Raw genomic sequence first — 13349 nt, forward strand, 5'->3', positions numbered from 1 at the left:
GTTTCACAATTGATCCAGGCGGGGGCCTGATTAATGAGTAGTACAGACCGGTCAAGGGAAGGCGCAAGAAGCCGGACGCAGATTATTCTGCTGTTCGTGGCGCTTATCGTTTTCATCATGTTGCTGTTCGCCAACTTCGCTTACCTCAACACTCAGTCCAACTACGACAAACAGTACATCGGGCATGCCGGTGAGCTGCGCGTCCTGTCGCAACGCATCGCGAAAAACGCCACCGAAGCGGCTGCCGGCAAAACCCAGGCGTTCAAGTTGCTGGCCGATGCGCGCAATGATTTCGACGTGCGCTGGGGCTATCTGAGAAAGGGCGACCCGGCCACCGGCTTGCCTGCGGCCCCCGACCTGATACGCGACGAATTGCGCACCGTGCAACGTGACTGGGAAGGGCTGCGCAAGAGCACCGACGTGATTCTGGCCAGCGAACAGACCGTTCTGTCGCTGCATCAGGTGGCGGCAACGCTGGCCGAAACCATTCCGCAATTGCAGGCCGAATACGAGAAAGTCGTCGAGAGCCTGCTGCAAAGCCGTGCGCCCGCCGCACAGGTGGTGGTTGCGCAACGCCAGGCGCTGCTCGCAGAACGAATTCTCGGCTCGGTCAACACCGTGCTGGCCGGTGATGAAACGGCTGTGCAGGCCGCCGACGCCTTTGGCCGCGATGCCAGCCAGTTTGGTCGTGTGCTCAACGGCATGCTGGAGGGCAACGCCACGCTGCGCATCTCCCAGGTCGAGGACCGCGATGCGCGCGCGCGGCTGGCAGAGATCGCCGAGCTGTTCGAATTCGTCTCCGGCTCGGTGGACGAGATTCTCGAAACCTCGCCCGAGCTGTATCAGGTGCGCGAGGCCTCGGGCAACATTTTCAACACCTCACAGACCCTGCTGGATGAAACCTCGGTACTCGCCAACAGCCTGGAAAACCTTGCCAAGCGCCGCACCATGAACACCGTCGGCGGCTATGTGCTGGGCTTGCTGGCGCTGGCGTCGATCATCCTCATCGGTTTGGTCATGGTGCGCGAGACCAATCGCCAGTTGCGCGAAACTGCGCAGAAGAGCGAACGCAACCAGACGGCGATCATGCGTCTGCTGGACGAGATCGAGAACCTCGCCGATGGCGACCTGACGGTCACGGCCTCGGTGACCGAGGACTTCACCGGGGCGATTGCCGACTCCATCAATTACTCCATCGACCAGTTGCGCGAGCTGGTGGTGACGATCAACCTGACTGCCGAGCAGGTAGCGGCTGCGGTGACCGAAACCCAGGCGACGGCCATGCAATTGTCGGCTGCTTCAGAGCACCAGGCGTTGCAGATCAGTGCGGCGTCGACAGCGATCAACGACATGGCGGCGTCCATCGATCAGGTTTCGACCAACGCCTCGGAGTCCTCGGCCGTGGCGGAGCGCTCCGTGACGATAGCCAATAAAGGCAACGAGGTGGTGCAAAACACCATTCATGGCATGGACAACATTCGCGAGCAGATTCAGGACACCTCCAAGCGCATCAAGCGTCTGGGCGAGTCGTCACAGGAGATTGGCGACATCGTTAGCCTGATCGACGACATTGCCGACCAGACCAATATTCTGGCCCTCAACGCTGCCATTCAGGCGTCGATGGCCGGTGATGCCGGACGAGGGTTTGCCGTGGTAGCCGACGAAGTACAACGGCTGGCCGAGCGTTCGTCGTCTGCGACCAAGCAGATCGAAACGCTGGTCCGGGCCATCCAGAACGACACCAACGAGGCGGTTATCTCCATGGAGCAGACCACCAGCGAAGTGGTGCGCGGTGCCCGGCTGGCGCAGGACGCCGGGGTGGCGCTGGGCGAAATCGAAGGGGTGTCCAGAGTGCTGGCCGAGCTGATCGAAAGTATCACCGATGCCGCCCACCAACAGGCCGACTCTGCCGGGCAGATTTCGCAGATCATGACCGTCATTCAGCAGACCACTTCGCAGACCACCTCGGGCACATCGGCCACCGCCGAAAGCATCGGCAACCTGGCGAAAATGGCCAGCGAAATGCGGCGCTCGGTATCGGGCTTTGCCCTGCCGTCATCGAAGAAAGCCGGATGATGTACCGCACATGAACAACCTTGATTGGGTAACGGACGGTACTCGTCATGGCTGATCGTCACGATTACGTAGCTCTTGAGTGGCTGAAGGGCGAGATCGCCGAAACGCTGCGCCAGGCCCGACAGGCGCTGGACCCGTTCATCGAAGACCCGACCAACGCTGCAGCGATGGCCGAGTGCCTGAACCTGGTGCATCAGGTTCACGGCAGCCTGCAGATGATCGAGTTCTACGGCGCCGCGTTGCTGGCCGAGGAAATCGAGCAACTGGCGCTGGCGGTCCAGCAGAACCGCGTCAGCCATCCGATCGAGTCCGAGCAACTGTTGATCCAGGCCATGAGTCAGTTGCCGGTTTACCTGGAACGCATTCATTCCGCGCGCCGCGACCTGCCGCTGGTGGTCTTGCCATTGCTCAATGACCTGCGCAGTGCGCGGGGGGAAAGTCTGCTCTCGGAAACCAGCCTGTTCGCCCCGCAACTGGTCGTCGTGCCGCCGCTTGATGACGAGGAGCTGGCGCGGCGCAATACCCCGGAATTGCCCAACCTGCTGCGCAAGCTGCGCCAGACCCTGCAGGCGGCGCTGGCCGGCCTGATGCGCGAGCAGGGCGTGCAGACCCAGCTCGGCTACATGGCCAAGGTGTTTGCCCGGCTTGAACAGTTGTGCGAAGACGCGCCGCTCGGTGCGCTCTGGCGGATCGCCTCGGCACTGGTCGAAACCATGCTCAATGGCAACTTCACCAACAGCCCGGCGCTGCGCAGTCTGCTGAAGGACGCCGACAAGGAACTCAAGCGTCTGGCCGAGCAGGGCGTCACCGGCATCAACCAGCCCGCCCCCGAAGAGCTGTTGAAAAGCCTGCTGTTCTATATCGCCAAGTCCGACAGCCTGGCGCCGAAGATGCTCGACCTCAAGGACCAGTACGCGCTGGCCGATGCCTTGCCCGGCAACGATGTGGTCAATGAAGAGCGCGCCCGCATGGCCGGTCCGGACCGTGACGCCATGCGTTCGGTGATCGTGGCCTTGTGTGAAGGGCTGGTCAGGGTCAAGGAGCGGCTCGACGTGTTCGTGCGCGGCGACCGTCAGCATGTCAGCGAGCTCAACGCGCTGCTGCCGCCGTTGCGGCAGATTGCCGATACCCTGGCGGTGCTGGGTTTCGGCCAGCCGCGCAAGGTGATCATCGATCAGTTGTCTGTGGTGCTCGGTCTGGCGCAGGGGCAGCGCGAGCCCAGCGACGCTGCGCTGATGGATGTCGCGGGTGCCTTGCTCTACGTCGAATCGACCCTTGCCGGCATGGCCGGCAGTCACGAGCAGGTCAGCCGCGAGGAAAGCCGCCTGCCGACTACCGACCTGACGCAGATTCATCAACTGGTGATTCGCGAAGCCCGCACGGTGTTGCAGCAGGCCAAGGACGTGATCCTCGATTACATCGACGGCGAGTGGGACCGGCAGCGGCTCGATCCGCTGTGCGCGCTGATCGTGCAGGTACGGGGTGCGCTGGCGATGATCCCGCTGGCCCGTGCTGCCAGCCTGCTGGCCGCTTGTAACGAATACATTCAGGAACACCTGCTGGTGGACGAAACCCGTCCCACCTGGGTTCAGCTCGATTGCCTGGCCGACACCATCACCGGCATCGAGTATTACCTGGAGCGCATGCTCGAAGACCATCAGGCGCCTGGCGACCAAGTGCTCGACATAGCCCAGCAAAGCCTGGCACGGCTGGGCTATACGCCCGCTGCGGACACTCTCGAAGTGCCGTTGCTCGAAGAGATCATCACTCAGGACGAGTTGCTGGAGCTGGATGACCGCAAGGCGCTGGTCAGCCCCACGCAGACCATTGCCCAGGTCCTCGCCAGCCCGGTCTCGGCCGTCAACCCTCCCGCCCGTAACGTACCCACCAGCCTGTTGCCGCCCGCGGCCGGAGAAGAGGCGGTGGACGACGAGTTGCGCGATGTGTTTCTCGAAGAGGCCGACGAGGTGCTCGACGCGCTGCGCGAGTACCTGCCGCGCTGGTTCACCTCGCTTGGCAGCGACGGCCATTGGGACAGCACGGCGCTGACCGAGGTACGCCGTGCGTTTCATACGCTCAAGGGCAGCGGCCGGATGGTGCGTGCACTGATCCTCAGCGAACTGGCCTGGGCGGTGGAAAACCTGCTCAACCGGGTGCTGGAAGGCGACGTACTGCCGGGCCTCGAAGTGCAGCAATTGATGAGCGAAGTGCAGGCGCTGCTGCCGTCGGTCATCCGCGACTTTGCCGAAGATGCACAGTGCCAGCGTAACGATGTCGACCTGTTGGCGGCCCGTGCCCATGCGTTGGCCAATGGGCTGGAGCTGCCGACGCTGCCGGTCGCGGATGATCATGAGGCAGGCGAGCCTGTTGCCGCCGAAGCGCTCGATCCACAGTTGCTGGAGATTTTCCGTCAGGAAGCGCTCGGCCATCTGAACACCCTCGGTCGCTTCCTCGACAACGCCGAACAATCAGCGTCGCCGGCGATCAGCGACGCGGTGCTGCGTGCGCTGCATACGCTCAAGGGCAGCGCGCACATGGCCGGGGTGCTGCCGATTGCCGAACTGGCCAGCCCGCTCGATCAACTGGTGCGTGAATACAAGGCCAACCTCATCGATATCGGCTCACCGGAACTCGTCCTGCTGCGCCGCGCCGAGCCGTTGCTGCACAAGGGCCTCGAGCAACTCGACAGCACGCCGCTGGCCGATATTCCGGGTGCCGCGCCGCTGATCGAGGCCGCCCTGGCGATGCTCAACGAGCGCCTCACCGTGGTGCTGCGCGAGTCGGACAGCGGCCTGCGGATCAAGCGCAACCCCACGCTGCTCGCCAGTTTTCTGGCTGAAGGCATGGACATCGTGCTGGATGCGGAAAACCTCCTGCGGCGCTGGCGGCAGCACCCCGGCGAACGTCAGGAACTGAGCGCGCTGCTCGATGAGCTGACCACCCTCGGTCACGGCGCGCATCTGGCCGACCTGCCGCAGGTCGATGAACTGTGCGAAGCCTTGCTCGACCTCTACGGGGCGGTCGAAGAAAGCAGTCTGGCGGTCAGCGAACGGTTTTTCGATGTGGCAGAAAATGCTCACGAAGCGCTGATCAACATGCTTGATCAGGTGGCTGCCGGCCAGGATGTCGAGCCGCGTCCCGAGTGCGTGCGTGCCTTGAACCAGTTGCTGGATCAGGCGCTTGACCCGTCGGCGACCGGGCTGGTCAAGAGCGACGGCCATCGCACGTTGAGCGTTACCGAGCTCAACGCCGCCACCGAGCAACTGGCCAACGAGGCCGGGCACACTGACACTGACGTTGCCGGTCCGGACGACGAAATCGTCGAGATATTTCTGGAGGAAGCCGTCGATATCCTCGACAGTGCCGGTCAAGCGTTGCAGCGCTGGCTGGCCGACCCAGAAAACCCTGCGCCGCTGGCCTCGTTGCAGCGTGACCTGCACACCCTCAAGGGCGGTGCGCGGATGGCTGAGGTGGGCGAGGTGGGCGATCTGGCCCACGAACTGGAAAACCTCTACGAAGGCTTGATCGACCGGCGCTTCAACCATTCGCCGACGCTGGCCGAGCTGCTGCACGAGAGCCACGACCATCTGGCGATTCTGCTCGAGCAACTGTATAGGCAGGAAGCGCTCAGCGACCCTTCGGCCTTGATCGAAGCCCTGCGCAGCTGCCGCACGCTCGAGAGCACCGGGCCCGAGGTGCAGGCCTCGCCGCTGGCCAATGAAGATCTTCCCGAACATGACACCGAGCTGCGTGAAGTCTTCCTCGAGGAAGGTTTCGACATCATGGAAAGCTCCGGCGCGGCATTGGCCCGCTGGCAGGCCGATCCGCATAACATGCTGGAAGTCGAAAACCTGCTGCGCGACCTGCACACCCTCAAGGGCGGCGCGCGGATGGTGGAAATCGCTCCGATAGGCGACCTCGCTCACGAGCTGGAGACGCTTTACGAGGGGCTTTCCACCGGAAGCCTGCAGCCCGCGCCGTTGATGATCGGCCTGTTGCAGAGCGGTCAGGATGTGCTGGCCGACATGCTCGATGCCGTGCGCAATGAAAAACCGTTGCCTGATGCCACCTTGCTGATTGAGAGCATTCGCAGGCTGGCCACCGATGAGCCGGTGGGCGCACCGCTGGCTGCGCAGGACCCGGAAGTCAGTCCGGAGTCAGTCGTCGCCGTGGCCCCGGTCGCCGAAGGGGAGGCCGAGCGCAGCGGCCCGGAAATGGTCAAGGTGCCTGCCGAGCAACTGGAGGACCTAGTCAACCTGGCCGGCGAAACATCCATCTTCCGTGGACGCATCGAACAGCAGATCATTGATTCTCAGATCGCTCTGGTCGAGATGGAAACCACCATTGAGCGGATGCGCGACCAATTGCGTCGTCTCGATATGGAAACCCAGGGGCGCATCCTTAGCCGGGAGCAGGTCCAGGCCGAGCGGCTGGGTTACGAAGAGTTCGACCCGCTGGAAATGGACCGTCATTCGCAGTTACAGCAACTGTCGCGCGCCTTGTTCGAATCGGCGTCCGACCTGATGGACCTCAAGGAAACCCTCGGTGCGCGCGCCCGCGACGCAGAAACGCTGCTCTCGCAACAGGCCAGGGTCAACACCCAGCTCCAGGAAGGCCTGATGCGTACGCGCATGGTGCCGTTCGAGCGATTGGTGCCACGCCTGCGTCGTGTGGTACGCCAAGTGGCGTCGGAACTGCACAAGAAAGTCCATTTCGAAGTGGGCAATGCCGACGGTGAAATGGACCGCAACGTGCTGGAGCGAATGGTCGCGCCACTGGAGCACATGCTGCGCAACGCCGTCGATCACGGGCTTGAAAGCACCGAAAAACGCATCGCCGCCGGCAAGCCGGAGCAGGGCCATATCAGTCTGGAACTAATGTACGAAGGCGGCGATATGGTCATCGAACTGAGCGATGATGGCTCTGGCGTTGACCTCGCTGCAGTACGTCGCAAGGCCATCAAGCGCGGCATGATCCACCCGGATGCCGATCTGTCCGACCATGAAGTGTTGCCGTTCATTCTGCAGGCGGGGTTTTCCACCAGCGAGATCATCACCCAGATTTCCGGCCGTGGTGTGGGCATGGATGTGGTGCACGCCGAGGTCAAGCAACTGGGCGGTTCCATGGTCATCGACTCGGTGCCGGGCAAGGGCACGCGCTTCCGTATCCGGCTGCCGATTTCGGTGTCGGTCAACCGGGCGTTGATGGTGACGTGCGGCGAAGAACAGTATGCGGTACCGCTCAATACCGTCGATGGCATCGTGCGTGTCATGGCCAATGAGCTGGACGGCTATTACCAGACCACCCCGCCGCGCTATCAATATGGCGGACGCAGTTACGAGTTGCGCTATCTGGGCGAGTTGCTGGGCAGCAGCCCGCCCAGACTGGCCGGGCAATTGCAGCCGCTGCCGGTGTTGCTGGTGCATCTGCAGGATCAGTGGGTGGCGGTGCAGGTCGATGCGCTGGCAGGCTCGCGCGAGATCGTGGTCAAGAGCCTTGGTACGCAGTTCTCAAGGGTGCAGGGCATTTCCGGTGCGACCATTCTGGGTGACGGCCGCGTGGTGCTGATTCTCGATCTGATGGCGCAGATCCGTACCTTGCAGGGCTTGCCTTTCAGAGGGTTGGCGCCTGCCTACCACGAAGCCGAGCACGCCAGACCGTTGCTGGTGATGGTGGTGGACGATTCGGTGACGGTGCGCAAAGTCACCAGCCGCTTGCTGGAGCGCCACGGCATGCACGTACTGACTGCCAAGGACGGTGTCGATGCCATGACCCTGTTGCAGGAGCACACGCCTGACATCATGCTGCTCGATATCGAAATGCCGCGTATGGACGGCTTTGAAGTGGCCAGCCAGATCCGCCAGGACGAACAGCTCAAGGAACTGCCTATCATCATGATCACCTCTCGCTCGGGCCAGAAGCATCGCGATCGGGCGATGGCGGTGGGCGTCAACGAGTACCTGAGCAAGCCCTATCAGGAAACCGTGTTGCTGGAGAGCATCGCTTACTGGAGCCAGGCGCATGTCTGAAGGCACGTTCCAGACCAGCCGGCTGACCAGTCTGACCGGCCTGCTGCTGCCGTTGAGTGACCGGCATCTGCTGCTGCCTAACGTCGCGGTCGCCGAGTTGATCGATTACCAGGATTGCAGCGCAGAGCCGGGCGCCCCCGAGTGGTACCTGGGACCGATCAGCTGGCGCGAACTGACCTTGCCACTGCTCAGCTTCGAAGCCGCCTGCGGAGGCCGCACCCGTGTCGGCGGTCGAGCCCGGATCGTGGTGCTCAATGCACTGGGCGGACGCAACGATGTCAGGTTCATCGCCCTGCTGACCCAGGGCATCCCGCGCTCGTGCAAGGTCGACAGCCAGTTGAGCTACGTCGACGTTCCGCTGGCCGAACTGGAGCTGGCCGCCGTACAGATCGGCGAAACCGTAGCCCGCATTCCCGACCTCGAAGGCCTGGAGCAATGGCTGGTGGATGCAGGGCTGTAATAGGTAAAGAGGACGCGGAGCGTCCAGAACGGCATGCGACGCGGAGCGCCGCACGATAGTGTGATGATCGTTCCGCACGCTCCAGCGTGGGAATGCCTTGCGTGACGCTCCGCGTCACAAATCTGTGCCGCACCGCACATTCCGGATAGGACGCGGAGCGTCCAGAACGGCATGCGATGCGGAGCGCCGCACGATAGTTGAGATGATCGTTCCTCACGCTCCAGCATGGGCACGATAGAGGACAAATGCCTCACGACGAACAGCTGATTTCCAGGTGCTTGCCCCAGTCCGGCGGGCGTTGGGCGTAGCCTTGCATGCCGGGCTGTTCGGTGAAGGGTGTGCAGAGCACCTGATGCAGGCGGCGGACTTCTTCGTAGTCGCCTTTTTCCGCTGCGGCGATGGCGTTCTGCGCCAGGTAGTTGCGCAGGATGTACAGCGGATTGACCGCATGCATGCGGGTTTGACGCTCCTGCTCGGTGCCGTTGTCCTCGACGGCAATACGCGTCTGATACGCTTCTGCCCAGGCATCGAAGCCCTTGATATCGACAAAGTCGTCACGCAATGTGCGCAACGCCTCGGCGGCTGGCTGGTCACCCAGGCGGCGGAAGAACAGGGTGTAATCCACGCCACTGTTCTGCATCAGCTTCAGCAACTGACTGACCAGTTGTTCGTCCTGCTCCTGGGCAACGGTCAGGCCCAGTCGGCGGCGCATCAGGTCCAGGTAGTGCGCCTGATACAGCGGCAGGAACAAACCGATGGCCTCGCGCAACGCTTCCACGCTGATGAACGGGGTCAGCGCCTGTGCCAGCGCGCTGAGGTTCCATTGCGCGATAGGCACCTGATTGCTGAAGGAGTAGCGACCTTCGTGATCGGAATGGTTGCAGATGAAGTGCTCATCGAAATCCTCCAGAAACGCGAACGGTCCGAAATCGAAGGTAATGCCCAGAATCGACATGTTGTCGGTGTTCATCACGCCATGACAGAAGCCGTAGGCCTGCCACTTGGCAATCAGCTCGGCGTTACGCTCGACGATTTCCCGGAACATCGCCAGATACGGCTCAGGCTGCTCCTGGCAGAGCGGGTAATGCATCGTCAGCACATGCTCGGCGAGGGTCTTCAACTGCTCTGGCTGTTTGGTGTAGAAAAAGTATTCCAGACTGCCGAAGCGCACATGGCTCTGCGCCAGACGCAGCACCATGGCTGCATGTTCCTGGGTTTCGCGCCACACCGGCGTGCTGGAGCTGACCACACACCCCGCTCGGCTGCTGGGGATGCCCAGCGCGTGCAGGGCTTCGGAGGCCAGAAACTCGCGGATCGACGAGCGCAGTACGGCGCGCCCGTCACCCATCCGTGAATACGGTGTGCGGCCTGCGCCTTTGAGGTGCAGGTCCCAGTGCTCGCCGGCGTCGTTGTACACCTCGCCTAGCAACAGCCCGCGACCGTCGCCCAGGCGCGGGTTGTAGGAGCCAAACTGATGCCCGGAATACACCATTGCCCGCGGCTCTGCCTCGGACCACAGCTTGTGGCCGCTGAAGATTTCCGCGAACAGCGGCAGATCGGCTTGTTCAGGCGCCAGGTCCAGCAGTGCCAGCGCTGACTGGCTGGCAACCACAAGCTGCGGCGCATCGATGGGTTCAGGCAGTACGGAAGTGGAGAACGCATCGCCCAGACGGGCAAAGCGGTTGTCGAAAGTGAGTTCGTCGAGTGCTTTCAAAGCGTATCGCCTCCAGAGGGGAATTTCAGGCTTTCAACGAAGCGGCGGCCTGCCTGGCTCGTCGGGCGTGTTGCAACGGTCAGAACTCGTAGACCGGGTCCCTGGGTGGTAGTTCTGGTGATCGGGCCTGCGCCCGGACTACCGGTTCCGGCTTCGCTCGAAGGCGGCCAGAATCGTTCGTTCCGATTGCACCAGATAATCCTCGAGCATGCGCGTCGCCTCATCGGTCTTGCCCGCGTCAAGGCGCCCGAGTACCGCTGCATTCATGTCCAGATAGGGCGAATGCAGCAGCTCCGGGTCGTTGAGCAGCCCGAAGGCCAGGCGCAACTCTGCTGATATCTGCGCATAAAACGCCGCCAGTCGCGGGCTGTCGGACAGCTCGACGATGGCCTTGTGAAACATCATGTTGGCGGTGCCCACGGCAATCCAGTCCTTGGCCTCACGCGCCTGCACGCCGGCCTCGACCGCATTGCGCATGTGCAGCACACCGGGATGCTGTGGATAAGCCTGGGCAATCGCCCCGCATTCGATGAAGCGCCGAATTCGGTAGATATCGATGATTGAAGCCATATCAGGCTTGGCCACGGTGACCCCTCGATTGGGTTCGTGGGTCAGCAGTCCTTCGCGGGTCAGCACTCTGAAGGCTTCTCTGAGGGTGTTACGGGAGATATCCAGACTCTCGGCCAGCGCGGCTTCCGAGAGGCGCTGACCGGGTACCAGCTCGCCCTCGACCAGCATTCTGCGAAGCTCAGTGGTGATCGATTCTCCGAGGGTGCGAGGGAGGGCAGAAGCAGCGTCGTTCATAAAGGGTCCAGAGAAAGAAAAGCCAGGTCGATATTCCACGACAGCTCATTGGCTGGCAAGGACGAAGGTCAGCATATGCTTCATCAGGTAGCACATCTGAGTCCCCGCGTAACAACATGGTGCACATAGTTGATCCATATCACCTACATTGTTCAACAATATTATCTTTATGGATCTACAACTTGGCGCGTTTGAATGACCTTTGGCATGGTCATTGCTCTGGCAGAATACCCCTCATCTCAGGAATGCCGCCGTGACACAGACTGCCAATGAGTTCACCAAGGCGCGCCGCGCCTCTTTGATCGCCGCGATCTTCATGATGGCGACGTCTGCCATCGGTCCTGGTTTTCTGACCCAGACAGCCACGTTCACCGCGACTCTGGGAGCGGCGTTCGCCTTCGGCATTCTGGCCTCGATCCTGATCGACTTCGTGGTGCAGTTGAATGTCTGGCGCATCGTGACGCTGACCAGAATGCGCGCGGCCGATCTGGCCAACGCGGCAATCCCGGGCAGCGGTTATCTGCTCGCGGTACTGGTCATCTTCGGCGGCCTGGTGTTCAGTCTGGGCAACATCGCCGGTGCGGGCCTGGGCTTGAATGCGTTGACCGGTCTTGACCCCAAATGGGGGGGCGCCTTGAGCGCGCTGATCGCCATCGCGATTTTCTCATCGCACCGCGCCGGCATTGCCATGGACCGTATCATGATGGTGCTGGGCACCCTGAAGGTCTGCCTGATCCTCTTCGCCGCCTTTGCCTCGCATCCGCCGCTGGGCGAGGCTCTGCGCCAGACGATCCTGCCGGACATGGTCGATTTCGCGGCCATCACCACCATTGTCGGCGGCACGGTCGGTGGCTATATCACTTACGCCGGTGCTCACCGCTTGCTGGATCGCGGCACCGTCGGGGTCGAGAACATCGATGTCGTGTCCAAGGCGGCGCTGACCGGTATTCTGGTCACCGGGGTTGTCCGTTACATACTGTTTCTGGCGATCCTCGGCGTGGTCGCCAGCGGCGTCGTCATCGATGTATCCGGCCAGGGCGCAAACCCTGCGGCCCAGGCGTTCACCGCTGCCGCTGGCAACTTCGGCCTGATCATGTTCGGCCTGGTGCTCTGGGCGGCCGGCATCAGCAGCGTGATCGGCGCGTCCTATACTTCGATGTCGTTCATCACGGTATTTTCCAAGCGCATCACCGAGCGCGTGCGCAACCTGGCAACTGTCGGCTTTATCCTGATCACCGTGGTCGTATACGTCATGTGGGGCAAACCACCGGCCGCGCTGCTGGTCTTTGCCGGGGGCTTCAACGGTTTGATCCTGCCACTGGGCCTTAGCATTTTCATGTACGTCGGCTGGCGCCGGTCCGACATGATGGACGGCTACCACTACCCGCGCTGGCTATTGGTGCTGGGCGTGCTGACCTGTCTGCTGTCGTGGTACATGGCGTTCAAATCGGCGGGAGCCATCTTTGCCTTCATCAATGCAGCCTGATTTCGGAGAATAAAAATGCCTGCAATAGACCTCAACAGTGATCTCGGTGAAAGCTTCGGCGCCTGGAGCATGGGCGACGACGAGGCGATTCTCGATGTGGTCAGCAGCGCCAATGTGGCCTGCGGCTTCCATGCCGGTGACCCGGCCGGGATCCTGCGCACCCTCGAGGCCGCGGCGGCCCGGGGCGTTGCCATCGGCGCGCATGTGGCCTACCCGGACCTGGTAGGGTTTGGCCGCCGCAACATGGACGTCCCGAGCGACCAACTGACCGCCGACGTCATTTATCAGATCGGCGCGCTTCAGGGCCTGGCCCGCAGCGCCGGGACCCGCGTGAGCTACGTCAAGCCTCACGGCGCGCTGTACAACACCATTGCCGGTGATCAGCGTCAGGCCGCGGCAGTCATTCAGGCGCTGCTGCGCATTGACCCCGCGTTGAAGCTGGTGTGCCTGGCTAATTCCCCGCTGCTCGACTGGGCACGCGACGCCGGGCTTTCCTGCGTCGCCGAAGCGTTCGCCGACCGCGCCTATACCGCTGAAGGCACGCTGGTCTCGCGCTCGCGGCCCGGTGCCGTGCTGCACGACGCCGAACTGATCGCCGAACGCATGCTGCGCCTGGTGCGCGAAGGCATCATCGAGGCTGAAGACGGCCGCGAAATCAGCCTGCAGGCCGATTCGATCTGCGTGCATGGCGACAGCCCGGGCGCGGTGAACATCGCCCGCATCCTGAAAAACCGTTTGCACGATGCAGGCGTCACTGTCCGCGCATTCAATCGAGGTTGA

General features: G+C 62.4%; 7 protein-coding genes. 5 read left to right on the forward strand and 2 right to left on the reverse strand.

The window, feature by feature from the left end; translation table 11 throughout:
- Positions 1-33: 33 nt before the first annotated feature.
- From BLR16_RS14455 to BLR16_RS14465, 3 genes are read left to right on the forward strand one after another with little or no spacing between them, the layout of a single operon-like run.
- A complete protein-coding gene (locus BLR16_RS14455; protein ID WP_074806729.1) occupies positions 34-2076 on the forward strand; it encodes a methyl-accepting chemotaxis protein in 2043 nt (680 codons plus the stop codon).
- Between the two features lie 47 nt (positions 2077-2123).
- A complete protein-coding gene (locus tag BLR16_RS14460) occupies positions 2124-8105 on the forward strand; it encodes an Hpt domain-containing protein (protein WP_074806731.1) in 5982 nt (1993 codons plus the stop codon).
- On the forward strand, positions 8098-8565 hold the full coding sequence (locus tag BLR16_RS14465; protein WP_074806734.1) for a chemotaxis protein CheW: 468 nt from the start codon (positions 8098-8100) through the stop codon (positions 8563-8565). Before BLR16_RS14460 ends, BLR16_RS14465 begins: the two co-directional genes overlap by 8 nt.
- Positions 8566-8815: 250 nt before the next feature.
- On the opposite strand, the gene selO is transcribed toward BLR16_RS14465, so the two are convergent.
- Together selO and BLR16_RS14480 are read right to left on the reverse strand one after the other, a co-directional pair.
- Positions 8816-10279, reverse strand: coding sequence for a protein adenylyltransferase SelO (selO, locus tag BLR16_RS14475; RefSeq protein WP_074806737.1), 1464 nt, complete (start codon positions 10277-10279; stop codon positions 8816-8818).
- Positions 10280-10417: 138 nt separating this feature from the next.
- On the reverse strand, positions 10418-11083 hold the full coding sequence (locus BLR16_RS14480) for a GntR family transcriptional regulator (protein ID WP_005778794.1): 666 nt from the start codon (positions 11081-11083) through the stop codon (positions 10418-10420).
- Positions 11084-11336: 253 nt separating this feature from the next.
- Between BLR16_RS14480 and BLR16_RS14485 the strand changes: the two genes are divergently transcribed.
- The gene (locus tag BLR16_RS14485; protein WP_002551747.1) at positions 11337-12569 is read left to right on the forward strand and encodes an NRAMP family divalent metal transporter; all 1233 of its coding nucleotides are present in this window, start codon (positions 11337-11339) and stop codon (positions 12567-12569) included.
- A gap of 15 nt (positions 12570-12584) precedes the next feature.
- On the forward strand, positions 12585-13349 hold the full coding sequence (locus BLR16_RS14490; protein WP_044308679.1) for a LamB/YcsF family protein: 765 nt from the start codon (positions 12585-12587) through the stop codon (positions 13347-13349).

It is taken from the genome of Pseudomonas sp. BS3767, assembly GCF_900099665.1.
GTDB classification, from domain to species: Bacteria; Pseudomonadota; Gammaproteobacteria; order Pseudomonadales; family Pseudomonadaceae; genus Aquipseudomonas; species Aquipseudomonas cerasi.